The following is a 24,491-nucleotide window of genomic DNA, read 5'->3' on the forward strand; positions in this document are numbered from 1 at the left end:
GCGACGGGCGCGACAACCGGCGCCTTCACCAATGCGTCTTCGGCCGGAGCGGCCGGCGCAAGCGCCGCAGCGAGGCGTTCGGCCGGGATCGCGGGTTGCGCCGGGCGAGCGGCGAGACGGCGGGCGGCGTAGCCGAGCAGCCAGCCGATCGCATAGGCGATGCCCAGCAACGCGGCGACCTCGGCAATGTGGATCAGGGTTCCCATGATGCTTGGAGGATCCGCCTTAGCTCTTCGGACGGGCGTAGCTGAACCAGCCCGCGACGAGGCCGACGAGCAGTGCGCCCGCCATATAGGGCCAGTAGATCGGCAGCAGATAGGTCAGGGACGCGAGCAAGGCGCTATTCCTCGGTGATCTCGAACGCGATTCTACGATTCTTCGCCTTGCCCTCGCGAGTGTCGTTGGAGGCGATCGGATCGGTCTCGCCGAACCCTTCGGCATAGAGGCGCCCCTCGTCGACGCCGCGCTTGACCAGCTCGGACACCACGGCCTCGGCGCGGGCCACCGACAAAGCGAGATTGCTGTCGGCGTCGCCGTCGGAATCGGTGTGGCCCTGCACGTGCACGAACGCCTTGGGACACAGCGCAAGATCGGCCGCGAGCTCGTCGAGAATGGGCGTCGAGCTGTCTTCGAGCGCCGCCGTTCCCGATTTGAAGACGATGGCGTTGCGGGTGCTGAGGCCGTCGATGCGCAGGCGGCAGGCGTCGATCGGCGCCAGCAGGTCGAGCCCCACCGACCAGTCCCGGCCGCCCGGCAGCGCCGCGATGGCGGCGCCGACGGAGTCGATCACCGCCTGCTGCCCGACCTTGCCGCGCAGCCACCATCTGCTGCCGTCGAAGCCGACACGGCCTTCGGCAAGCTGCGCCAGCGCGCTGATGCCGGCGGTGGCGCTTTCGGCGAAGCCCGCGGGCAGGTCGGCCGCCACGGTCAGCTTGTCGGTCCTGGCGCCGGCGAGCGTGCCGAGATCGTCGGCGACCTCCGCGCTCGGCACCACGCCGGTAAGCGACATCGGGCCGCCGGCGGTGCGGCTGGCCTCGAACAGCAGCGTCTCCGGCATCGGCTGCACGGCGGTGAGCGTGGTGGGCGCGATGGCGCGGGACTCCGCCGAGGATGAACTGGCGGGTGCGGACGACGACGGCGCGACCGACGAGGCCTCGGGCGAGGACGACGCGGGCTCCGAGGACGCAGAGCTGCTGGGCTCTTCCACCGACGCGGACGCCGGTTCTGCCGACGAGGCCGGCAGCTCGCTCGCGGCAGGTTCAGGCTCCGCCGACGAGGCCGGCGGCGCAGACGAGACGGCGAGCGGCGGCTCGCTCGAGGACGAGGCCGGCGGCAGCGAGGTCACGTCGGGCATCGACGACGCGCTGGGCTCCGCCGAAGCCGCGCTCGACGGCGCCGGCGGATAGTTGGCCAGTGCCGTGGTCCACAGCGCGCCGCCCTTGCTGCCGGCCTTGAGCGCGGCCAGCGCGGCGTCGCCATCGGCGGCGGTGGCGACAGTGCCGCTGAGGCGCCAGGCGCTGCCGTCGAACGCCGCCCTGCCCTCGGTCAAATGCGACAGGGCATCGAGCCCGGCCAGCAGATCGTCGGAGAACCCGGCCGGCTCGCCCGAGGCGATCGCGGTGGCGTCGCGGCTGACGGTGCCGGCGCGCGCGGCGGCAAAGCCTTTCAGCGACTCGCTCGGCAGGTAGCCCGAGAGCTCCACCGAACCGTCGGCGGCGCGGGTGGCGCTCCACACATAGGGCGCGGCCACCGGGGCCGAATCCCGCGCCTGGATCGCGACCTGCCAATTGGCCGGATTGATGCGGGCCGTCAGGGCCGCCTGGATGCTGTCGCGCGCCTTGGCGTCGGCGACGGATCCGGTTAGCGTCCATTTGCTGCCCGAAAGGCTGAGCGCGCCGTCGTCCAGCGCCTGCAGCGCATCGAGGCCGGCCGCGACCCCGGTCTCGAAATCGGCTGGCGCGCCGGCACCGAGCGCGGTCGAATCGCTGACGTTGGCGGCGCGCGTCGCGAGGCTGGCTTTGACATCGTCGCTGGGCACGAAGCCCGAGATGGCGAGACTGCCGTCGGCGGCCTTCTGCGCCCGCCAGACATAGGGAGCGATGATGGGCAGCGTGGGCTCGGGGACATGCACCGAATACGACCAGCCCGCCGTGCGCAGACCGGCCACCGAATAGGCGGCATCGGCGGCGAAGCCCTTCTTGGGGCTGTCGACGGTGCCGTCGATGGACCAGTTGGCGCCGTCGTAGGCCAGCGTGCCGGAATCGAGCAGCGCCAGGATGTCGAGGCCCTTGCCGGCCGAAAGCACGAAGTTCTGGGGGGCGCCGTCCGCCGGATCGGCCGTGTCGCCGGCGAGCTTTGCGATCTTGGCCTCGAGCGCGGCGCGAGCCGCCTCGTCGGGCACGAAGCCGCCGAGGGTGACGGCGCCGCCATCGGCCTTGCGGGCGGAGAAGGTGAACGGCTTGGCGATCGGCGGGTGCAGGTCGGTCGCCGCGAGAGCCACCCCCTGCGGCGCGCCCTGCGCCAAAAGGCCGGTGGCGGCCTTGAAATCGGCGATGGTGCCGGCCCGGCCGCTCACGCTCAGGCGCTCGCCGTCCACGCTGGCCTTGCCGCTGGCCAGATGGCCCAGCAGGTCGAGGCCGAAATCGACCGCGGAGGCGAAGCGCTGCGGTGCGCCGCGGGCCAGCGTCAGGCCGGCGACATCGGCGCCCTGCAGGGCAGCAAGCCGATCCTTGGTCGCCTCATCCGGCACCACGCCGGAAAACACCAGGCCCTTGTCGGCCTTGTCGATCACGAGGGCGAAATCGGCGACGCGCGGCGGCTCGAGGCTGGCGGTGCCGCCGAGGCCCGCCGCCGCTGCGGTCACCGCGTCGGCGATGGCGGCACTGGCCGGCGCCCCGCTGAGGGTGATCTTGCCATCATTGATCGATGCCTGGCCCTGTTCGAGCTGCAGCAGAGATTTGAGCAGCGCCAAGGTGTTGGCGGCGAAACCTGCCGGTTCACCGGAAGCCAGCGCCAATGTCGTCGACACCGTGATGCCGGCCGGCGCCAGGGCCCGCAGCTTGTCGGCAAGATCCGGGTCCGGCGTGTTTCCCGAGATGGTGACGGCGGCGCCATCGAACGCCGCGGTCCAGACATAGGGCGAGGCCAGCGGCGGCGTCACCTTCAGAGCGGCAAGCTGCAATCCGGCTGGCGCACTGGCCTGCAGCGTCTGCAGCGAATCGAAGGCGACCGCGGATTTGGCGCGGCCTTCGACCGACAGCGTCGAATCGGCGAGCTCGACGTGCCCTTCGTCGAGATCGGCCAATGCCGCGAGGGCGAATTTCGCGCCGGCGCCGAAATTGTCGGGCGCGCCCGACGCGAGCTTCATCGAATCCGCCGGGGTGCCGGCGGCGCTCAGCAACGCCGCATGCAGCGCGTCGTCGGGATATCCCCCGGAGAGCGCGACCTGCCCCGCACTCACGGAGGCGGAGAACACGAACGGACTCATCTTTTCGGCGAGCGCCACGGCGGAGGTCACGGCGCGGACGCCGCTGACCGCCGCGACCTTCGCCACTGCCTGGTCGATGGCGGCCTGAGTGGTGGCGGTTCCGCTGATGGTTGCATCACGGCCGTCGACCGACACGTGGGCCCAGGGAAACTGGCCCGGATCGAGGGCAGCGCCAGCCCGCGCGGACAGATCGTCGGAGACCATCGCTCCAGTCTGCGTCACCGCCAATGCCGTTCCGGCGATCACCGTGATCGCCCCCGGAACGAGCCACTTCCAGACCATGCCCGCCATCTTACCCCCGAAACGCCGCCGCAGCCGCTTCGCGACGCCCGCGATAGCAGACGGCGCAGCTCAAGAACATCGGTCTATCCAATTGCTTATCGGCAATTCTTTGACGCAGTGCTTGATCGCACCGTCGAACAGCAAGCCGCATCGCACTTTTCCTGACCGCACTCCGGCGCTTCGGATATCGCGCGCAAGTTGAACGCCGCCTGAACTCCCCGAAAAGAGAAAGGCCCGGCTGGGCCGGGCCTTTCCGAAATCCACCAGAGTGGAAATCTTACTTGATCGACTTGGCAGCCTTGAACACCGCCTTGTAGCCGCCCAGCGAGTTGACGGTGAGCGCGGTGCTGGAGGTGAAACCACCGCCCGGAGCCCAAGCAACACCCGCCTTGCCGTAGAAGTCGGACGACGGACCACCCAGGGTGCCCACGGCCGGCGCAGTCGTCGACTCGTAACCGGCAGCAGCGGTGAGCGTGATCGACTCAGTGACCGCGGCCGACAGACCAGCCTCGACGCGCCACAGGTCGTACGCAGCAGCGCCATCGTTGGTGCTCGCGCCCGGACCGGTATACGTCGTGTGGTGCCAGTAGTTGCCACCCAGGTTGATGGTCACGCCATCGGTCACCTTGGCGGTGGCCGAACCGCCAACGCCGTAGCCGTCAGAGGCAGTTTCGCCCGAAGCCGCGAGGGTGAACATGTCGAACGTGGCCGCCACAGAGCCGAGGGCGTTATAGTAGCCGGTGTTGTCGGTCGCTACCGCGGCCACAACCTTGATCGGATCCCACGCGCCGGTGAAACCGGTGTGGATCTTCCAGCCGCCATTGCCGACAGCACCGCTGAAGTGCGCCGAAATGCCGTCACCGGCATAGGACATCACGCCAACCGCGGTGAGGTTGCCGAACGTACCGGCAAGACCTTCGAGGCCGCCGCCGACCGACACGCCATTGCCGAGGTTCGACACGATCTGGATCACGTCGCCACCGGTGGTCGCACCGGAGGTGTGCCAGCTCACGCCGGTGTTCACGGCGTTGGAGTTGAACAGGCCGAGGTAGTTCAACGGAGCGTCGTCACCCTTGTTGAAGATGGACGACTTGTAGCCGGCCATGATCATGGTGGTGTCGCCGATGCCGACCCAAGCCTCGTCGATACCGACGGTCTGGTCAGCATTCGAGGGGAAGCCGTTCTTGCCCGTGTTACCAGCCTTGTCGCCGGTACCATTCTCAGAGATCAGCTTGATCACCGCCTGGGCCGGACCGAAGTCGGAATCGGCGGTGGCGACGAACTTCAGCCAGGTGTCAACGTCGCCCTGGTTGCTGTCGAGCGGCGAAGCCGGGTTCAGAACGTTGTAGTTGTTGTCGTTCGAAACGCTGGCGAAGTCGCCATAGACGCGGCCCGGGGTGTAGTCGCCCCAGTCGTATTCAAACGCGACGTTGCCGGTGATGACGAGGCAGTTGTCATCCGACGAGATCGTCAGGCCAGACAGACCGAGCTCGTCGCAGACGTCCAGCGACGTCACGACGCCCAGGTCGGCGGCGTAGCCGGCGGTCGACAGACCAGCCAGCGCGGCGGAACCGAGAAGCAGGCTCCTGATTTTCATTGTTGACCTCCAAAGTCAGTCATTCATTTTGCCGGGTTACCCCGACGGTTTGCCGAAACGCGACCACACTTGCTTGTGTGTGTTGCCGTCGCGTTTGCGACCGACAAACGATCCCATGCATGGATTCGCATTAGCCACATTACCCACGACGGGGAGGGGCGCAATCGCACAAAGGCCAAATTGTGGATGCGCCACCATGGTTGACCCGGCGATGTTGCAGATTCAGCACAGCTTTGGAAACCTCCTGTTAACGGGCCTGAATCGCGGGTTAATATTGCGCTTCATTGCGGTCCCGGACCCTGCTGGCCGCCGCCAATTGTGGCGGTGAACAGGCAGTCCCGGGGCGGCCTCCCCTCCCCTATCGACCACAGGAGCCTTGGTTTGGATACGCAGCGCAGCATCGTCGTCACCGGCGGAACGTCTGGAATCGGGCGGGCCGCGGCGCTCGGCTTCGCCGGCGCCGGCTGGCGCGTCGCCACCTGCGGCCGGCGCGCCGACAAGGTCGCGGAATTGCGGGCGGCCGGGGTGGAACTCGCCGAAACCGCCGACGTGACGCGCCCCGAAGAGGTCGAGCGGCTGTTTTCCGCCGTAACCGAACGATTCGGGCGGATCGACGTGGTTTTCAACAATGCCGGGGCGTTCGCGCCGGCCGCGGTCGTCGGCGACCTGCCGGTCGACACCTGGCGGCGGATGATCGACGTCAACCTCAACGGCGCCTTCTACGTGGCGCGCGAGGCGTTCCGGGCCATGCGGGCGCAGTCGCCGCAGGGCGGACGCATCATCAACAACGGCTCGATTTCGGCCTATGCGCCGCGGCCCGGCGCGGCGTCCTATACGGCCAGCAAGCACGCCATCACCGGCCTCACCAAGGCCATCTCGCTGGACGGGCGGCCGTTCAGCATCGCCTGCGGGCAGATCGACATCGGCAACACCGCGACCGACATGACTGCCGGCATGTCGGCGGGGTCGCTGCAGGCCGACGGCTCGATGCGGCCGGAGCCGACCTTCAACGTGCAGCACGTCGTGGATGCCCTGCTCTACATGGCCAATCTGCCGCTCGAGGCGAATGTGCAGTTTATGACTGTCATGGCGACGACGATGCCCTATATCGGGCGCGGCTAACCTTCCCAACGCCGGACCTTCGCCTTGGCCCTGCCCCTTCCGATCAAGTCAGACCTGTTGAAGCCGCTGTCGGTGCTCGGCAGCGTGCAGCAGGGCGCACGCGCCTACTACACCGACCTGCGGCGCAGCAGCGACCCGCATCTCGTCGTCGCCGCCTGGTGCACGCTACTCGACGGCAGGCTGCTCAGCACCACCGACTGGCCGCAATTGCTGACGCAATGCGGGCATGGCGCCGTGCGCAGCCGCGCCTTCGGCTATTTCCAGGAACTCAAGGAGCACGGGCTCGCCCTGCAGGTGGCGCAAACGCCGTTGACACAGTCGGGCGATCTGCAGCAACGCCTGATGGTGGCCGAAGCTCACGACGATGCGGCAGAGATCGCCGAGCTGCACGGGGCGCTCTATCGCGAAACCGGTGACCTCAAGCATTTGCTGTCGGCTTCCGAACAGGCCGAGCGTGCCGGCGGCTGGCGCCCGTCGCTGCACTGGGCGCTGCGCTTCCTCGCCGCCGCGCCGCTGAACCCCTCCCCCGTGCAGCGGCTGTATGTCGTGCTCGAAAATTCCGGGCAGCCGCAATTGCTGCAGGAGGTGGCGGAGATCCTGCTGGCGCGCAACCTGCACCTGCAGATGTCGCAGGTGTTCCTGGCCAATGCAGCGCAGCTGCGCGGCGAGCCCGAGCGCTGCCTCGAGCGGCTGCGCGGGCTCAGCGATGCCAAGCTGCTCGCCGATCCGGCCCTCCACAATTACCTGGGGCCGGTGCGGGCGCTGCGCGCCGCCGCCTACGAGAAGCTCGGCCAGTACCGCGAGGCGTACGAGGCCTATCGCCTGCTGCAGGAAGGCGAGCGCGACAAGACCATCACCCCCGACGACTTCGTCCGCGGCATCCGCATCCGCGCCAAGCTCAACGTCCCCCCGCTGCCGCCCGACGATTTTCCGGTGGTGACGCAGATGCTGGGCTTTCCGCGCTCGGGCACCACGCTGCTCGAAAACGTGCTCGCCGCCCACCCCAGCATCGAAACGTTCGAGGAAATCCCTGACCTCAACGTCGCGATCGACCGCATCGAGCGCGTGCTGCTCGGCAAGGTTCCGCCCGAGCCGCCGGAGGCGACGTTCGCGGCCGCTCGTGCGCGCTATTTCGAGGAGCTGGCGTTCCATCGCCGCAAGCCCGAGGCGACGGTGCTGGTGGACAAGATGCCGATCCGTTCCGCGGATGCGGCGCTTATCTCCAGGCTGTTTCCGGAATGGCGTTACATCTTCTCCATCCGCCATCCCTACGACGTGGTGCTGAGCTGCTTCAAGCAGCGGTTTTCGCCCAACCCGGCGATGGAGAATTTCCGTAGCATCGAGAGCTCGATCCGTCTCTACGACATCGTGATGAGCGAGTGGTTCGCGCATCACACGCTCGACGACGCCAACGTCTGCTACGTGCGCTACGACGAGCTGGTCACCGATTTCGAGCCAGTGACGCGGCGGGTGCTGGATTTCCTCGGCGTCGAATGGAGCGAGTCGGTGCGCGATTTCTCGGCTGCCGCAAGCAACCGCGCCGCCAAGACGCCGAGTTACCAGAAGGTGCGGCAGGGGCTTTCCATCGGCGTGCAGACGCAGTGGCGCAACTATGGATTTCTGTTCCAGTCGGACGCTGCGAAGCCGCTGCGCAAATGGGCCGACTTCTTCGGCTATCCGGTCGAGTAGCGTTCCATTCTTGGTTTGCGGCTACGCCTTCATCACCGCGATGTTGAAATCGGCGGTGCCGAGCACGCTGTAGAGCCGCACCCACAGCGGCAGGATCTGCTCGGCGGCGCGCGCGCTGGTGATGTCGCCGAGATCGATGATGGAATGCCAGCCGAGGCTGCGCAGGAAATCCATCACCCGGCCCTTGGCGGCCTTGTCGTTGCCGGACACGAAGATGGTGTGGTTGCCCGGCACGCGCCCCGGCTGCATCATCACCTCGGCGTTGACGGTGTTGAGCGACTTGACCACGAAGGTCGCGGGCAGCGCGCGCTGGATCTGCTCGCCCAGCGAGTCGGTGTTCACCACCGACAGATGCGGCGGATAGCCGTTGGAAAAATCGAGCGGGTTGGCGACGTCGAGCAGCACCTTGCCGCTGAGCTCGTTGGCGAGCAGCGACAACAGGCCCACCGATTTGTCGCCGCGCGTGCAGTTGAGCACCATCTCGCCATGCCGCGCGGCGTCGGCGAAGGTGCCGGCCTTGCCGCCGGTGCGCCGGGCGAAGCCGACGACCTTCTCGTTGTCGGCGGCGCGGGCGCCCATCATCACGTCGTGGCCCATGGCGACGAGCCTGGTGCCGATCGTCTGGCCGGCGGCGCCGGTACCCAACACGCCGATCTTCATGACCCGGCCTCCTATGCCGGCCAGGCCGTCTCGCCGCCGATGATGGTGCGGCGCATGGCAAGATCGTCGGACAGATGCACGAGATCGGCGCGCTTGCCCGGCGCCAGCGAGCCGCGCTCGGCCTCGACGCCGATCGCCTCCGCCGGATAGCGGGACGCCATGCGCAGCGCCTCCTCGAGCGGCAGGCCGAGCGTCTTGTGCACGTAGGTCACGGCGTCGATCATGGTCAGGTCGGCGCCGGCCAGCGTGCCGTCGGCAAGCCGCAACGCGCCGTCCTTGCGATAGACGGTGCGGCCGGTGAGCTCGAAGCTGGTCGCGTCGGTGCCGGTCGGCGACATCGCGTCGGTGACGAGGAAGATGCGGCCCGGACCGCGCTTGGCGCGCAGCGCGATGCCGATCGCGGCGGCATCGACGTGGATGCCGTCGGCGATCAACCCCGCCCACAGCGCGCCCAGGTCGAGCGCCGTGCCGACGACGCCGGGGTCGCGGTTGCCGATCTGGCTCTGCGCGTTGAACAGATGCGTCACCATGCTGGCGCCGGCTCCGGCGGCGGCTCTGGCCACCGGGTAGCTGGCGTTGGAGTGGCCGATGCTGACGGTGATGCCCGCTTCGCTGAGCCGGGTGATCTGGTTCGGCGTGACGGTTTCCGCGGCGACGGTGGAGATCAGATTGGGCAGGCGCTTGCGCGCCTCGACCAGCGCCACGAGATCGGCCTCATCCATCGGCCGGATCAGCGCCGGATCGTGCGCGCCCTTGCGGGCGACGCTCAGATGCGGCCCTTCGAGATGCAGGCCGAGGAAGCCGCGCAAGCCCTTGGCGGCCGCCGCCTCGCCGGCGGCGATGGCCAGTGCGGTCTTCTCGCGCGTGTCGGTGATGAAGGTCGGCAGGCAGGCCGTGGTGCCGAAGCGAGTGAACGCCGAGCAGATGGTCTCGACGGTGGCCAGGTCCGGCGTCAGGTTGAACTGCACGCCACCGCCGCCATTGACCTGCAGGTCGATGAAGCCGGGCGCGAGGATGCCGCCATCGAGCGGCACGCGCTGTGCGTCGGTCGGCGAATCCGCGGCGATGATGCCTTCGATGCGGTCGCCATTGACGACCAGCGCCGAGCGCTTCCACCACAGCTCGCCATCGAAAATGCGGGCGCCGGTATACGCGATGCGGGTCATACGGTCTCCGTGACCTTCTTGAGGTGAGGCGGGTGGTCGGGATCGAGACCGCGCGCGCGCGACAGCTTTTCGACAAAGCCGTAGAACGACACGATCAGCGACAGCCCGTCGGTGATGGGGTGGCCGGTGGGGGCGAAGGGCAACTGCCTGGCGGCGGCGACGCGCGTGGTGGTGGCGAACGCGGTGGCGCCCTGCTTCGCCAGCCGGTCGGCGATCTCGGCGACCGCAGCCTCTGACGCGTCGCGCGCGGCGAGCGCCAGCACCGGGAAGCCGGCCTCGACGATGCGCGCCGGGCCGTGCAGCACCTCGGCGGCGCTGTAGGCTTCGGCGTGAATGCCGCAGGTTTCCTTGAACTTGAGCGCCGCCTCCTGGGCGATGGCGAAAGCGGGGCCACGGCCGAGCACATAAAGCGAGTCGCGCGTGCCGAGCGCGTCGAGGAACGGCGTCCAGTCGGCATCGAGCGCCTGCGTGAAGGCGTCGGGCAACTGCTTCAGCGAGCTGAGCAGCACGGCGTCGCCGGTCCAGTGGCCGAGAATGCCGAGGCCGGCGACCACCGAACTCACGAAGCTCTTGGTGGCGGCGACCGACTGCTCCTTGCCGGCGCTGAGGTCGACGGTGATGTTGGAGGCGGCAGCGAGCGGCGAATCCGCGGTGTTGGTCAGGGCAATGCCAAGGGCGCCGTTGCGCTTGGCCGACTCCGCCATGGCGACGATGTCGGGGCTCTTGCCCGATTGCGAGATGGAGATGGCGGCGCAGCCGTCGAGCTGCAGCTCGCGGCCGTAGATCGACATGATCGAGGGGCCGATCGAGGCCACCGGCACGCCGGCGACGAGCTCGATGGCATATTTGAGGTAGGCGGCAGCGTGGTCGGACGAGCCGCGGGCGATGGTCGCGACCATCACCGGCTGCAGATGCTTGAGCGCCGCGCCGGCCTCGGCGAGGCGGGTGCCGGACTGGTCGAGAAGCCGGCGGGTGGCGTCGGGTATCTCCTCGATCTCGATGCGCATATGGGTCGCGTTGTTTGTCATCAGCGTGCTCGCGGATCGCCGAGGCGGAGCTCGGCCACAAAGTCATAGGTATCGCCACGATAAATCGAGCGGGTGAATTCGACCACACGTCCCGACGGCAGGTAGGACGTGCGTTCGATGTGCAGGCTCGCCACGCCCGGCGCGACCTCGAGCAGATCCGCATCGTCCTGGTCGAGGCGGACGGCGCGGATGCGCTGGATGGCACACACGGGCCGGTGGCCGGTGTTTTCGAGATGCGCGTAGAGCGACGTTCCGACTGCTTCGGGATCGGGCAGGATGTCGGACGACAGCGCCGCGCGCTCGATGGCGAGCGGGGTTTCGCCGGAGAGCCGCAACCGCGCCACGCGCGCCACGCGGTCGCCGGACGAGAGGCCGAGCGCCACCGTCTCCTCGGGCGACGGCGGGTAGAGGCCGCGCTCCAGCCAGATGGAGCGCACCACCATGCCGCGGCGCGCCATGTCCTCGGTGAAGGAGGTGAGCTGGCTGAGCGATTGTTCGACGCGGCTCGGCTGCGGCGCAACGTAGGTGCCGGAGCCGTGGCGCTGCACCAGCACGCCATCGCGCACAAGATGCTGCACCGCCTTGCGCACGGTGACGCGCGACACCTCCATGCGGGCGGCCATATCGCGCTCGGAGGGCAGCGCATCGCCGCTGCGGATGCGGCCGCCGGTCACCGCCTCCTCGATCATGCGCTTGAGCTGCAGATAGAGCGGCCCGCCACCCGGAAGCCCGGACGACGTGCCGTCGAACAGCAGATATCCGGGCGAAGCCATACCTCTATAATACCAATATCAGACCACTTGCCAAGCCGGATTTTCGACAGGCACGGCCGGGCTCAGGCCTTGCCGCGCAGCACGTCATCGACGAAGCGCATGTTTCCGGCGGTCAGCCCGGCGTCGACCGGCAGCACCGCGCCGGTGATTCCGGCAGCAGCCGGCGACGCGAGGAACAGCACGGCGTTGGCGACGTCGGCGGGCGACACCAGGTGGCCCAGCGGATAATGCGGCAGCACCCGTTCGAGCAGCGCCGGATCGGCCGCCAGCCGGTGGTCCCAGGCCGGCGTGCGCACCGAGCCGGGCGCGACGACATTGGCGCGGATGCCGTCGCGGCCCCGCTCCACCGCCAGCGCCCTGGCATAGGCGATGAGCCCGGCCTTCGCCGCCGAATAGGCCGGATTGCCGAAATGGGCGAGGCCGTTGACCGACGACACGAAGACGATGCTGCCGGCGCGGCGCGCCGCCATGGCGTCGACGATCGGCCGCAGCAGCGCGTAGGCGCCGTTGAGGTTGATGTCGACCTCCGAGCGCCAGACGCCGACATCGAGGCTCTCGAAGCTCTCGCCGCGGGTGAAGCCGGCGTTGGAGACGACGATGTCGGGGCAGCCCGAGGCGGCAACGAAGCGCGCCGACGCCGCCTCGGTGGCCGGCAGGTCGGCGAGATCGACGGTCAACTGCCCGGCCAGCGCCAGGTGCGCCATGCCCGCCGCGTCGCGGTCGGCGCCGAACACCCGCGCGCCCGCCGCCATGAAGCGCTCGACCAGCGCCGAGCCGATGCCGCCGCCGGCGCCGGTGATCAGCACGCTCCGGCCATCGAGACGGAAGGGATCGGGCGCGGTGGCCATGGCGGGACTCCTCGGTTGGGTGGCGGCGATCCTAGCGGCGCGGGCCGGGCGGCGGCAGATGCAAATTCTCGCATTTGCCGCATGAATCGCCGCCTCCGCCCGTGCTAGGCAGGGCAGCAGAGTCCTCCCTGTCCACTGGGGTTTCCCGTGCGTATCTTCACAGCGGTGCTGGCCACCGAAACCAACACCTTCGCCCCGATCTGGATCGACCGGCGCGCCTTCGAGGCGTCGCTCTACGCCCCGCCCGGCCAGCATCCGGCGACGCCGACGCTGTGCAGCGCGCCGATCACGGTGGGGCGCGAGCTGGCGAAGAGCGAGGGGTTCGAGCTGATCGAGGGCACCGCCGCCTGGGCCGATCCGGCAGGGCCGGTCAACCGGCTGGCCTATGAGGGGCTGCGCGACGAAATCCTCGACCAGTTGCGGGCGGCGCTGCCGGTGGATGCGGTGGTGCTGGGCCTGCACGGCGCCATGGTGGCCGACGGCTATGACGATTGCGAGGGCGATTTCCTTGCCCGGGTGCGCGAGATCGTGGGGCCGGACGTGCTGGTCTGCGCCGAGCTCGATCCGCACAGCCATCTCACCGACAAACGGGTCGCGGCGGCCGATTTCTTCACTGTGTTCAAGGAGTTCCCGCATACCGACTTCGTCGACCGGGCCCGCGATCTGTGGCGGATCGCGCTAAGCACGCTGCGCGGCGAGGTGACGCCGACGATGTCGGTGTTCGATTGCCGGATGATCGACGTTTTTCCCACGTCGCGCCAGCCGATGCGGGGGTTCGTCGACCGGCTGTTCGCGCTGGAAAAGTCCGAGCCGGAGGTGCTGTCGATTTCGGTGATCCATGGATTTATGGCAGGTGATGTCCCGCAGATGGGCACCAGGATGCTGGTCGTCACCGACAATGCGCCCGGCGCCGGCGCGGCGCTGGCCGAAAAGCTCGGGCGCGAGCTGTTCGCGCTGCGCGGCACCTTCATGGCGCCGCAGGTCGACGAGGCGGCGGCGGTCGACCAGGCGCTGGCCGCGACCGCCTGGCCGGTGGTGATCGCCGATGTGTGGGACAATCCGGGCGGCGGCACGGCGGGCGACGCGACGGTGCTGCTGGCCGAGCTGATGCGGCGCGGCGCGCGCGACGTCGCCGTCGGCACCATCTGGGATCCGATCGCGGTGCAGGTCTGCTTCGCCGCCGGCGAAGGCGCCGAGATCCAGTTGCGCTTCGGCGCCAAATCGGCGCCCGACACCGGCGCGCCGATCGACAGGCGGGTGACCATCCGAAAGCTGGTCAAGAACGCCGAGATGCGGTTCGGCGAGAGCTTCGCGCCGTTCGGCGACGCGGCGTGGATCAGCTTCGACGGCATCGACGTGATCCTCAATTCGACGCGGGCGCAGAGCTTCGATCCGAGCCTCTATTCGGTGATGGGGATCGACCCGACCTCGCGAAAGATCCTGCTGATCAAATCGACCAACCATTTCTACGCGTCGTTCTCGAAGATCGCGGCACAGATCATCTACTGCGCCGCCGGACACCCCTACCCCAATACGCCGGCGACCACGGCGTATCGCAAGGCGCCAAAGAACATCTGGCCGCGGGTGGAGAACCCGTTCGGCTAGAGCCGATTAGAATATCGCTCTGACTCGGCCAACACGCCACCCCCCACAGGTGTGGGTGGAATTGGCATCTCCCGTATCGGTCAGCCCTCGGCCCAATGGCCGTACATGATCGGCATCAGCCCGGCGAAGGCGCGGAAGCGGGGCCAGGATTTGTTTTCGGGAGTCGTCCAGCCGGTTTCGGCCACCGCCGACAGGCGCGGGAAGACCAGGCGGTCGAAGATGGCGCGGTCGGTCATCGATTCCGACCAGATGCAGGTCTGGACGCCGAGCAGGTGCTCGAGCTGCGCCGCGCCCATGCCCTCGCGCGGCTCGAACGCATAGGTCTCTTCTGGCCCCGACCAGCCGGCCCAGCCGGCGCCCGGCTCCGCCCACGAGGGCGAATTGGCCATGTCGAGATAATAGCGCTGGCCGGGCGAGACGACGATGTCGTAGCCGGCCGCCGCCAGCGCCGCGTTGATCTCGACATTGCGCCAGCCGACGAGGTAGCTCGACGCCTGGTCGAGCACGCCGCCATGCGCCGCCTCCTCCCAGCCGCCGGTGATGGCGCCGCGCTGCCGGATATGCGCGTGGATGCGGCGGATGAACTCGGCCTGCAGCACCGCAGTGGCCGAGCCTTCGATGGCGTCGGCGCCGTCGTGGTGGCCGATCCGGTTAAGCTGGGCGCGATGGCGGTCGGCCGGCGCCTTGCCGCCGAGCGCCTCGAGCCGGGCCAGCGCCAGCGGCGAGCCCGACCAGGCGGCGAGCGGCACTTCGTCGGCGCCGAGGTGGAAGATGCCGGCCGGGAACAGCTCCAGCATCTCGTCGATCACGGTCTCGACAAATTCGTAGGTACGCTCGATCGCGGGGTTGAGGCAGTTGTTGGGGAAGCCCTGCACCGACTGGTATTCGCCGATCTCGCCGGGGTCGCGCAGCCAGGGCAGCGATTGCAGCACGGCATAGCAATGGCCGGGCATGTCGATCTCGGGCACGATGGCGATGCCGAGGCTGTCGCCCAGCGCCACGATGCGGCGGATGGCGGCCTTGCTGTAGTAGCCGCCGGTCGGCTGCGGACCGCTGCCGAGCAGCGGCGGCAGCGCCTTGCCGTAGCCGCGCCAGGCGCCGATTTCGGTCAGCTCCGGATAGGCGTCGATCTCGACGCGCCAGGCCTCGTCGTCGCTCAGATGCCAGTGGAAGCGGTTCATCTTGTTCCAGGCGATGAGCTTCAGCAGCCGCTCGACCTCGGCGCTCGCATAGAACTGCCGGGCCACGTCGAGATGCGTGCCGCGCCAGCGCAGGTCCGGCGCGTCCTCGATGGTGCCGCCGGCAGGAAACACCAGCCGGTCGGGAGCGTGGCGGGCGCCGCGCAGGATGTGGCCGAGCGTGATCAGGCCGTAGAGCATGCCGGCCCCGGTGCTGGCCGTCACCGTCGCGCCATCGGCGGCAAAGGCGATGACGTAGCCCTCGGGCGCCAGGCCGGGCTGCGCCGCGATGCGCACCGGCCAGCCGTTTTCAGCCGCCGGGCGCACCAGGCCCTCGACCGGGAACAGGTCCGCCGTCAGCGCCGCGAAGGCGTCGGCCGCCGCTGCGGCGTCGGCGCCGTGCGGATCGAGCGCGAGGCCGGGCGGCACCGGCACGGCGCCCGTGACCGCCACGTGCCGCGGCCATGGAATCACCGAGATCGGCGCCGGCACGGTTGCCGGCATGGGAAAGCGCATGGCGCCCCGCAGCCGCGGCGCGTTGCTGCCGACCAGCGCCGTCGGCTCGATGCCGACCGGCACGATGTTGCCGTCGCCGAGGACGACGTAAGCGGTGTTGGCGCCGTCGTTCCAGTGTCGCAGCGGGAACGACAGCTTGCGCACCGTCACCTCCCAGGTGCTGCCCGGCTCGAGCACGACACCGGCGGGCGGCGCCAGCAGCGTGTGATTGGAGAGCCGTTCCAGCAGCCGGCCGCCGTCGATTTCGGCATGCGCGTCGATGCGGCCGGGACCGTTGATGCCGAGCCGGAAATCGTGCAGCGGCGTCTCGCCGGCATTGCTGAGCGCGATGCGGTAGGTCGCCTCCCTGCCCTCGGCGGCCGGCGTCCAGGTGGTGGCGAGATGCAATCGTGGCGTGGCCATGCTCGGTCCGTGACTATGAGATGGGCGACGGCTCAGGCGGCGACCGTCTTGCCGGCAAGCGCGGCGTCGAACTCCTGCCAGATCGGGCGCATGTCGACGACGGAATTGCTGATCCGGGCCTCGTCCATGCTGAGCGCGAGCAGCCCCGCCTCGAGAGCGTTGACCACCGAGACGGGCAGCGGCGCGCCATCGGTCAGGTGCCTGAGGATGTCGGCGGCCATCTGCTCGTCGGCACCGTAGTGATCGGAGAGGTCGGAGAGCTGGTATCTGGTGTCGATCAGCGTCTCGGAGGTGCGCGCCGCGGTGACGGTGAAATAGTTGCGCACGAAATCGCCCTCGGCCATGCCGTCGACGCCGATCACGGCGAAGCGGCGGAAATCGTGCGGCACGTTGAGGTTGGTGTGGAAGGTCAGCGCCGCGCCGTTCTCGTATTCCACCATCGCGGTCTGGTAGTCGATGATGTCGCCGTCGCTGTCGAACACCTTGTCGCTGCCCATCCAGCCGCTCGGCTTGCGATGATACACTTCGAGGTCGTTGGCGCCGCCGGCCCGCGGCGCGTTCTCGGGAATGAAGGTGCGGCGGCCGCCGAAGCTCGACACGTAGCGCGGGCGCACGCCCATGACGCCGTTGTAGAGGTCGAGGTCGTGGCAGCACTTTTCCAGCATGAAGCCGCCGGTGTAGCGCTCGTAGCGGCGCCAGTCGCGCATGAAGAAGGCGCCGTGATAGGGCGGGATGTGCTCGGACGCCTCGATGGAGACGACGTCGCCCAGCAGCCCGTCGCGCTGCGCCTTGCGCAGGTCGACGTAGAGCGGCGCATAGCGCAGCACGAGGCCGACCATCACCCTATCCTCGCCGTACCGCCCCAGCAGCGCCGCCAGCTCCAGCGTTTCGGCGACGCTGGTGACCACCGGCTTTTCCGAGAACACCTTCAGGCCGCGCTCGAGCCCGGTGCGGATATGGCCCAGATGCATGTGGTTGGGCGAGCCGACCATCAGCAGGTCGAGCCTGGCCTCGTCGAGCATCTGCTCGAGCGAGGCGTATTGCCGGCCGACGGACACGCCGTGCTGCTGCGTGTAGGGCAGCCCCGCCGGGGCCGGATCGACATAGCCGACGACCTCGAACTGCTCGCTCGCCAGCGAGAATACCCGCGCCAGATAGCCCAGGCGAAAACCGAGGCCGACAATTCCTACCCGCATTGCACACATCCCATTCGCTGCCGCCCCGTATTAGTCGCGGCGGCCCGATCTTGGAAGCGGCTTCCGGTGTTTGCCGGCGTCAGGCGGTCCAGCCGCCGTCGATCACATGCACCTGGCCGGTGGTGTAGGTGGCGGTCGCCAGATAGAGGGCGAGGTCGGCGACCTCCTCCGGCTTGGCGATGCGGCCGATCGGCTGGCGGGCGATGAAGGCCTTGCGCGCCGCCTCGAAATCGCCGGTGGCCGCCCAGCGCTCGTGCAGCGACGGGCTGTCGACCGTGCCGGGGGCGATGGCGTTCACGCGGATACCCCTGGTGGTGTAGTCGGCGGCCAGCGATTTGGTGAGGCCGATCACCGCGGCCTTGCTGATCGAATAGGCGGCGCGGTTGGGCACCGCCTTCCACGACGAGGCGACCGTCGACATGTTGATGATGCAGCCGTCGGCGCGCTCCAGCATCTGCGGCAGCACCGCCCTGATGGTGCGCACCTGCGCCTTGACGTTGAGGTCGAGGGCGAAATCGAGGTCCTTGTCGGACATTTCGAGGATGGTGCCGTTGTGCACGACGCCGGCGCAGTTGAACAGGATGTCGATGCGGCCGATCGCGGCCACGGCGGCGTTCACCGCGGCGGTGTCGAGCACGTCGAGCACGCGGGTGGTGACGTTGGGCAGGGCCGCGAGGTCGGCCAGCTTTTCGGCGTTGATGTCGGTTGCGATCACCGTCGCGCCCTCGCGCGCGAACGCTTCCACCGTCGCCCGCCCGATCCCCTGCGCTGCCGCGGTGATCAGGCTGACCTTGCCATCCAGTCTACCCATGAACATGTTCCTTCGCCCGTCGTCGAGTGCGTAGCTAGCGGCTCGCACCGGCGTCCGCAAGCCATCCGAACGTCCAACGGCAGGCGCGAAGCAGCGCGGTCAGCGGCGGGGCGACGCCATGGCGACCCGGCCGCGGCCGGCGGCCTTGGCCTCGTAGCAGGCCGCATCGGCGGCGGCGAGCGGGTCGCCGCCGGTTTCGCCGGTGATCGGCGCGATGCCGACGGAGGCGCCGATGCGATAGGCGGCGCCGTTCCAGGCGAAATCGATGCCGCCGACGGCCGCAACCAGCTTGCCGGCGACGCGCCGCGCATTGGCCAGCGTGCAATCGTCGAGCAGCAGCACGAATTCGTCGCCGCCCAGCCGGGCGGCAAAGTCGTTGGCGCGGCAGCAGCGCCGGATCGCCTGCGCCACCTTCTGCAGCAGCGCATCGCCCGCGGCGTGGCCGGCGGTGTCGTTGACCGGCTTGAAGCGGTCGAGGTCGATGAAGCAGAGCGCGGCGGGCTGCCCGTCCGGGCCCGCCTGCCGCATGGCCTCGGCCAGCCGGCGGGCGAAGGCGGCGCGGTTGGGCAGGCCGGTGAGCGCGTCGTGGTTGGCGGAATGGGCCAGCCGCCGCTGCTGCTCCTGGGTGTCGGTGATGTCCTTGAACACCAGCACGGCGCCGACGACATGGCCGTTGCCGGTGCGCACCGGCGCCGCGGTGCCGGAGACGCCGCGGCCGGTGCCGTCGCGGGCGGCGAGGATCACGTCGTCCTCGATCTCGCCGGCGACCCCCGAGGCGAGGCACGCCTTCACCTGGTCGATGGCCGGCTCGCCGGTGGCCTCGGATTTGGCGACGAACACCTGCTGCAGCGGGCGGCCGAGGGCTTCGCCGGCGGTCCAGCCGGTCATCGCCTCGGCGACCGGGTTCATGAAGGTCACGCGTTCGTCGGCATCGGTGGAGATGACGCCCTCGCCGATCGATTCGAGGGTGACGCGCAGCCGCTCCTTCTCCTCGGCCAGCTCGGTTTCGGCGGCCTTGAGGCGGGTGATGTCGGTGTCGGTGCCGATGGTGCGCAGCGCATTGCCCTCGGCGTCCCATTCCACCGGGCGGCCGCGGCTCAGGATCCACATCCAGTGGCCGTCGCGATGGCGCTCGCGGTATTCGAGCGTGTCGTAGCCGTCCTCGCCATGGTCCTGCTTCTTGACCGTGGCGAGCACGCGCGGCACGTCGTCCGGGTGCAGGCGGGCGAGCCATTTGTCCTGCGCCGGATCGACATCTTCGTCGTCCGGGATGCCGCGCATGCGCCGCCACATGCGCGAATAGAACATGTCGTCGCGGCGCACGTCGTGGTCCCACACGCCCTGCCCGGCCGATTCCAGAGCATGGTTCCAGCGGCTTTCGCTCGCCGCCAGGGCCGCCTCGGCGCGCTTCTGCCGGTCGATGTTGATGATCTGGACGATGACGTAAAGCGGCCGGCCGGTACTGTCGGAGCGCAGCAGCGAGGCGGTGATCAGCACCCAGAGCGGCTGGCCGTCCTTGTGGTTCATGCGGCATTCGAGCCGGAGCTCGGCGCGTTCGCCGCGCACCACCTGCTCGAAATGCAGCATCACGGTGGCGCGGTCGTCGGCGAAGATCGCTTCCTCGGACGGGCGGCCGAGCCGCTCGTCGGGCGCCAGGCCCAGCATCGTCTCGTAGGCGCGGTTGACGTAGATGGTGCGCCGGTCGATGCCGACCAGCGCCATGCCCACGGCGGCGCTCTCCATGACCTTGCGCAGCAGCGCGCCGCTCTGATCGAAGCGAAACACTTGCGCGTCGGCGTGCTCACCGGTCTTTTCCGCAGGGTCGGCCATGCCGGCGAGACTGGCAGCCAACCCTTAAGGAGCGGCTTATTTGTCGCCGCCGGCGCCGCAACCGCTGCGGATGATGAAGATTTCACCAAGGCGGACGGCGGCATTTGCCGCATGCCGCCGGGCCGAAACAACTTCCGTCGCGCAAAACTAGATAAAATCTACGCGGTCTTTGGTCTTCATCAATATTTGCGGCGCATGGTATTGGGCATGAAAGCCCCGGGGCTAGCGCTGGTCTTGCTTGGAGTGGTTGCTTTTGCACTGCCTCCCTACCGGCAGTTCCTGCCGCATATTCCCCTCAGCGACATGGAGCTGCACCTGACCGCCGCCGGGATGTTCATCGCCGGAGCCGTGATGCTGCTGCTGGTCAGGAATGCATGATGGCCCGCGAGGTCGAGCGCTTCATCCGCATCGAACGCAAACAGGGCGCGGGATGGCACACCATTCCCCTGGGCGACCGCGTCAAGGTCTGGGAAAAGGCGCAGGCGGAGGCCGATGACGGCTCGCTGCGCATCCTGTTCCATATCGCCTTTCTCGAGGGCGTCGGCCGCGGCCAGCGCGTCACCTATCTGGGCCAGGCCTTCACGCTGCTCGAAGTCTCGGACTCCAAGCGCCTCGTCGGCCTCGAACTGCGCTGCGCCGCGATCCCCGGCTGAAGCGGGACCGGCAAATATCGGCCACGGGTGGGCTGGCGGAGAGGAAGGGATTCGAACCCTCGAGACCCTTTAGAGGTCTGCGCCCTTAGCAGGGGCGTGCCTTCGACCACTCGGCCACCTCTCCTACCGACGCGCCTTAAATCCGGTTTGCCCGGGCAAAGCAAGGCTAGAGATTGCCCAAATCCGCAGGCGAGGCCGGCGCTAGCGCCCTCAGCGCCGGCGCAGATTGCCGTCCTGCGAGTAGAGCAGCGCGGTGAGGCCGGCGAGGACCGAGACGACGGCGGGGCCGGCCATGGCCCAGAGCGGCGGCAGCACGTCGGCATTGCCGGCCCGCACCGCCATCTCGTTGATGGTGAACAGCGCAAACCCCATAACGATGCCGAGCAGCACGGTGTTGCCGTACTGCACGTTGCGCCGATAGCCCGAGGCGGTGGCGAAGCCGATCAGCACCGAGCCCACCACCATCACCGGCAGGGTGAAGATGCGGTAGAGGCTGGTCAGCGAGATGGCCCGGAACTCGCTGACAGAGAGCGAGGTGGTGGCGGCGGCGACCAGCTCGGCCAGCGTCAGGTCGCGCACGCCGCTGGCCTGCAAATCGAGATCGCCGGGCGTCGTTTTGGTGGCAATCGCGAAATCGTCGAGGCGCTCGGGCGCCTGGTCGAAGCGGTAGCGGGTGGCGGTGGGGAAAACCCATTTTCCGGCGTGCAGATTGCCCTCCGCCGCCTCGATGCGGTCGCGGCCTTCGGTGCCGGACAGGAACACGGTGACGCCGTAGATCGCGGGCGGATTGCCGGTCAGCCGCTCGGCCCTGAGGATGTAGCGCCCGTCGGCGCCGGTCTGTTCCATCCAGGTCGGGCCGGATTGCTGGTCGACCGGCTGGCCGGGCAGCAGGCGGTTGCCGACGATCAGCACGGTGGCGCCGCCGACCGAGAGCAGCAGCGACAGCACGAACACGGCAAGGACCGGCGCGCGCAGCACGGTCCAGATCGAGCGGCCGGTCGCCTGGATGATGGTCAGCTCGCGCCGCGCCTGCAGGTCGAGCACGCCGGCGATGGTGCCGATGAGCACGGTGACCGGCAGCACGCCGATGGACGAGCGCATGGCGCTGAGCAGGATGCCGGCGATCACCAGCGGTGGCCCGCCGATGCCCGCCAGCGTGCCGATCTTGCTGGTGTTGAGCGATTCGATCAGCGCAAACAGCGCCAGGAAGACGGTCACCGTCAGCAGCACGCGCGCCAGCACGCGCCGCAGCACCAGCCGGTCGATGCTCGTCACGCCTGCTTCCTCATGGAGCGCGATACCCCTGCCCGAGATAGATGTCGAAGCTCCACACCTGCCGGCCCGCCACCGTCACCGGCACCTCGGCGAGCTTGCTGACGGCGGCAAAGCGCGGCGCCGCCAGCGAAACCGGATTGCTCGAATCGGCGACGATGATGGCGTCCTGCCCCTGATGGGCGGCCGGCGACCACCAGAAATCGTATTGCGAGCGCAGCGGGTTGATGGCGGTGACTCCGGCGTCGTGCAGGGCAAACCCCAATTGTGCGGCGTAAGTATAGCGGGTGGCGGCCAGGAAGGCACCCGGATGGCCGGTTTCGGCCTCGCGCACCGCCGCCGCCACCCTGTCCCAGCCGAAATTGGAGGGGATCGTGGGGTCGCGGAAGCCCGGCAGGTTCAGCGGCAGGCCGGCATAGCTCGAAATGGCCATCGCCGTCACATAGAGGCCGATCAGCACCTGCGGCCAGAGCAGCCAGCGGCCGAGCAGCCAGGGGCCGGCCAGCGCCAGCGCCACATAGGCGACGATGTTCCAGTGCAGCAACACGTCGGTGTAGAGCGCCGCCAGCAGCACGACGCCCGTCGAGCCCACGAACATGGCCGCCGTCACCGGCCGCAGGCGTTGCCCCGCCGGGTCGCGCAGCCATGGATAGCGCAGCGCCGCGAGCAGCAGGACCGGGCCGCAGGCGGCGAGCGCCTGCAGCAGGAAGCCGAGGCCCTGCCCCAGAGCCGGATGGCCCCAATGGTTCGCCGGCCGCTCGACGAAATGATAGCTGAGCGTGGCAAAGCCCTCGGTCAGGTTCCACCAGACCACCGGCGCCTGCAGCGCGATGGCGAGCAGCGCCGCGAGCCAGGGGTGCGGCGTGCGCAGGGCGCTCCACAGCGGCCGGTGGGCGGCGAACAGCGCCACGCTGCCGACCCCCAGCAGTGCGCCATTGTATTTCGACAGCGTGCCGAGCCCGATGGCGAGGCCGGCGAGATAGAGCCAGCCGGCGCCGCGGCGGGCGCTCTCCCAGGCCTCGTCGAAGCGCCACAGGGCGTAGAGCGCCAGCACCGCGAAGAACACCAGCAGATGGTCGTGGAAGGCCTCGAAGGTGAACAGCGCCACCACCGGCACGGTCAGCAGGATCGCCGCCATCGGCAGGAAGGCGGCGAGCGGCCGCTCCGGCGCCAGCCGCCCGGCCCAGGCCCAGAGCACGGCGAGCGTTCCGGCGAGGCTGACCCAGGTGAGCAGCCTGAGACTTACGGTCGACCAGCCGAACAGCGCCGCCACGCCGGCCTGCAGCCAGGCATCGAGCGGCGGGTGGTCGAAATACGACCAGCCCGGCCGCTGGCCCCACATCCAGTAATAGGCCTCGTCGCCCATCGGCGGCGCGCTGACATCGTAATAGAGACGCAAGCCGGCGACGCACAGAATCACCGCCGCCAGCAGAACCGTTTCGAGCGTCCAGCGGGGCGAAGGGGCGGCGGCCGGCATGGGAAATCCTGATTGCACGCGCCCGCTTAGCCCAGTCGCGGGCGCAAGGCCAGCGGGCGCGCCGCTCCGGCGGCCCGCCTCACTTCGTGCAAAATCGTGGCGGAAACAGCGCGCCGGGTGTGCAATACATCCGAAGCGGGGATAACGCCGTGAAGATTCTGGTTGCCGAAGACGATCCGCAATCGTCGGAATTCCTGCGCCGCGGGCTGGTGCAGGAAGGCCATAGCGTCGACTGCGTGGCCGACGGCCGCGACGCGCTGAGCTACTGTTTGTACAACACCTGCGACATGCTGATCCTCGATCGCATGATGCCGGGGATGGACGGGCTGACCGTGCTCAAGACGCTGCGCGCGGCGGGGCGGAAGCTGCCGGTGCTGTTCCTCACCTCGATGGGCGACGTCGAGGACCGGGTCGAGGGCCTGCTCGCCGGCGGCGACGACTATCTGGTGAAGCCGTTCCATTTCTCCGAGCTCATCGCCCGCGTCACCTCCCTCGCCCGCCGCCCCGCCGGCAGCGAGGCCGTCACCCGACTGGTGGTGCACGACCTCGAGCTCGACCTGTTGAGCCACACCGCCAAGCGCGCCGGCACCAGCATCGACCTGCAGGCCAAGGAGTTCACGCTGCTCGAGGTGCTGATGCGCAATGCCGGCCGCATCATCACCAAGACCATGCTGCTCGAGCAGGTGTGGGACTTCAACTTCGACCCCAAGACCACCGTGGTCGAAACCCATATGAGCCGGCTGCGCGCCAAGGTTGACAAGCCGTTCGACGTGCCGCTGATCCATACGACGCGCAATTCCGGCTATTCCATCCATGCGCCGCGCTAGGGCGCTGCGGCAAAAGCTGGCCGCGGCCCTCCGCTTCGGCGCCGCTGCGGAAGGTGGACCCGCGAGGCGACC

The 24,491-nt window shown here is 68.8% G+C and carries 20 protein-coding genes and 1 tRNA gene; 6 read left to right on the top strand and 15 right to left on the bottom strand.

Translation table 11 applies throughout. The features are described from left to right. The 3 genes from BGO82_RS10970 to BGO82_RS10980 all read right to left on the bottom strand — a co-directional run. Nucleotides 1–206: hypothetical protein (locus BGO82_RS10970; RefSeq protein WP_291305590.1), on the bottom strand; the 206-nt coding region annotated here is incomplete at its 3' end. A gap of 134 nt (nt 207–340) precedes the next feature. Beyond that, a complete protein-coding gene (locus BGO82_RS10975; RefSeq protein ID WP_291305591.1) occupies nt 341–3,769 on the bottom strand; it encodes an OmpA family protein in 3,429 nt (1,142 codons plus the stop codon). Nucleotides 3,770–4,046: 277 nt separating this feature from the next. Continuing rightward, nucleotides 4,047–5,366, bottom strand: coding sequence for a hypothetical protein (locus tag BGO82_RS10980; protein ID WP_291305592.1), 1,320 nt, complete (start codon nt 5,364–5,366; stop codon nt 4,047–4,049). A 381-nt stretch (nt 5,367–5,747) separates the two neighbouring features. On the opposite strand from BGO82_RS10980, the gene BGO82_RS10985 reads away from it, so the two are divergent. Both BGO82_RS10985 and BGO82_RS10990 read left to right on the top strand, forming a co-directional pair. Beyond that, nucleotides 5,748–6,488, top strand: a complete 741-nt coding sequence (locus tag BGO82_RS10985) for an SDR family oxidoreductase (RefSeq protein ID WP_291305593.1) — start codon at nt 5,748–5,750, stop codon at nt 6,486–6,488. A 24-nt stretch (nt 6,489–6,512) separates the two neighbouring features. After that, nucleotides 6,513–8,177, top strand: a complete 1,665-nt coding sequence (locus tag BGO82_RS10990; RefSeq protein ID WP_291305594.1) for a sulfotransferase — start codon at nt 6,513–6,515, stop codon at nt 8,175–8,177. 21 nt (nt 8,178–8,198) lie between these two features. On the opposite strand, the gene BGO82_RS10995 is transcribed toward BGO82_RS10990, so the two are convergent. The 5 genes from BGO82_RS10995 to BGO82_RS11015 all read right to left on the bottom strand — a co-directional run bounded on the left by BGO82_RS10995 (nt 8,199) and on the right by BGO82_RS11015 (nt 12,652). After that, nucleotides 8,199–8,837, bottom strand: a complete 639-nt coding sequence (locus BGO82_RS10995) for an NAD(P)-binding domain-containing protein (RefSeq protein WP_291305595.1) — start codon at nt 8,835–8,837, stop codon at nt 8,199–8,201. Between the two features lie 11 nt (nt 8,838–8,848). Next, nucleotides 8,849–10,003 (bottom strand): N-acetylglucosamine-6-phosphate deacetylase, encoded by a 1,155-nt coding sequence (gene nagA / locus BGO82_RS11000; RefSeq protein WP_291305596.1) that lies wholly within the window; start codon nt 10,001–10,003, stop codon nt 8,849–8,851. Beyond that, complete coding sequence (locus tag BGO82_RS11005; protein WP_291305597.1) at nt 10,000–11,031, bottom strand: SIS domain-containing protein; 1,032 nt, start codon at nt 11,029–11,031, stop codon at nt 10,000–10,002. Before BGO82_RS11005 ends, nagA begins: the two co-directional genes overlap by 4 nt. Then, nucleotides 11,031–11,804, bottom strand: coding sequence for a GntR family transcriptional regulator (locus tag BGO82_RS11010; protein ID WP_291305598.1), 774 nt, complete (start codon nt 11,802–11,804; stop codon nt 11,031–11,033). The genes BGO82_RS11005 and BGO82_RS11010 overlap by 1 nt, the downstream gene beginning before the upstream one ends. A 62-nt stretch (nt 11,805–11,866) precedes the next feature. Further along, nucleotides 11,867–12,652 carry an SDR family oxidoreductase gene (locus BGO82_RS11015; RefSeq protein WP_291305599.1) on the bottom strand — a complete coding sequence of 262 codons (786 nt, stop codon included), beginning with the start codon at nt 12,650–12,652 and terminating at the stop codon, nt 11,867–11,869. A 147-nt stretch (nt 12,653–12,799) separates the two neighbouring features. On the opposite strand from BGO82_RS11015, the gene BGO82_RS11020 reads away from it, so the two are divergent. After that, nucleotides 12,800–14,257 carry a M81 family metallopeptidase gene (locus BGO82_RS11020; protein ID WP_291305600.1) on the top strand — a complete coding sequence of 486 codons (1,458 nt, stop codon included), beginning with the start codon at nt 12,800–12,802 and terminating at the stop codon, nt 14,255–14,257. 80 nt (nt 14,258–14,337) lie between these two features. On the opposite strand, the gene BGO82_RS11025 is transcribed toward BGO82_RS11020, so the two are convergent. The 4 genes from BGO82_RS11025 to BGO82_RS11040 all read right to left on the bottom strand — a co-directional run bounded on the left by BGO82_RS11025 (nt 14,338) and on the right by BGO82_RS11040 (nt 20,145). Further along, nucleotides 14,338–16,353 carry a beta-N-acetylhexosaminidase gene (locus BGO82_RS11025; protein WP_291305601.1) on the bottom strand — a complete coding sequence of 672 codons (2,016 nt, stop codon included), beginning with the start codon at nt 16,351–16,353 and terminating at the stop codon, nt 14,338–14,340. Between the two features lie 32 nt (nt 16,354–16,385). Next, complete coding sequence (locus BGO82_RS11030) at nt 16,386–17,549, bottom strand: Gfo/Idh/MocA family oxidoreductase (protein ID WP_291305602.1); 1,164 nt, start codon at nt 17,547–17,549, stop codon at nt 16,386–16,388. Between the two features lie 79 nt (nt 17,550–17,628). Beyond that, nucleotides 17,629–18,360, bottom strand: coding sequence for an SDR family oxidoreductase (locus BGO82_RS11035; RefSeq protein ID WP_291305603.1), 732 nt, complete (start codon nt 18,358–18,360; stop codon nt 17,629–17,631). A 99-nt stretch (nt 18,361–18,459) separates the two neighbouring features. After that, nucleotides 18,460–20,145 carry a PAS domain S-box protein gene (locus tag BGO82_RS11040; RefSeq protein WP_291305604.1) on the bottom strand — a complete coding sequence of 562 codons (1,686 nt, stop codon included), beginning with the start codon at nt 20,143–20,145 and terminating at the stop codon, nt 18,460–18,462. Here BGO82_RS11040 and BGO82_RS11045 point away from each other — a divergent pair, their 5' ends adjacent. Next, entirely contained in the window at nt 20,146–20,568 is a 423-nt protein-coding gene (locus BGO82_RS11045) for a hypothetical protein (protein WP_291305605.1), read from the top strand. Continuing rightward, nucleotides 20,568–20,843 carry a hypothetical protein gene (locus BGO82_RS11050; protein WP_291305606.1) on the top strand — a complete coding sequence of 92 codons (276 nt, stop codon included), beginning with the start codon at nt 20,568–20,570 and terminating at the stop codon, nt 20,841–20,843. Before BGO82_RS11045 ends, BGO82_RS11050 begins: the two co-directional genes overlap by 1 nt. Before the next feature lie 33 nt (nt 20,844–20,876). Here the strand turns inward: BGO82_RS11050 and BGO82_RS11055 are convergent. The 3 genes from BGO82_RS11055 to BGO82_RS11065 form a co-directional block, all read right to left on the bottom strand. After that, a tRNA-Ser gene (locus BGO82_RS11055) sits at nt 20,877–20,967 on the bottom strand. Between the two features lie 86 nt (nt 20,968–21,053). Next, a complete protein-coding gene (locus BGO82_RS11060; protein ID WP_291305607.1) occupies nt 21,054–22,118 on the bottom strand; it encodes an LptF/LptG family permease in 1,065 nt (354 codons plus the stop codon). A gap of 10 nt (nt 22,119–22,128) precedes the next feature. Continuing rightward, complete coding sequence (locus BGO82_RS11065) at nt 22,129–23,592, bottom strand: glycosyltransferase family 39 protein (protein ID WP_291305608.1); 1,464 nt, start codon at nt 23,590–23,592, stop codon at nt 22,129–22,131. Nucleotides 23,593–23,741: 149 nt separating this feature from the next. On the opposite strand from BGO82_RS11065, the gene BGO82_RS11070 reads away from it, so the two are divergent. Beyond that, nucleotides 23,742–24,419, top strand: a complete 678-nt coding sequence (locus BGO82_RS11070) for a response regulator (RefSeq protein WP_291305609.1) — start codon at nt 23,742–23,744, stop codon at nt 24,417–24,419. Nucleotides 24,420–24,491 lie beyond the last annotated feature (72 nt).

The organism is Devosia sp. 67-54 (genome assembly GCF_001899075.1).
GTDB lineage: Bacteria > Pseudomonadota > Alphaproteobacteria > Rhizobiales > Devosiaceae > Devosia_A.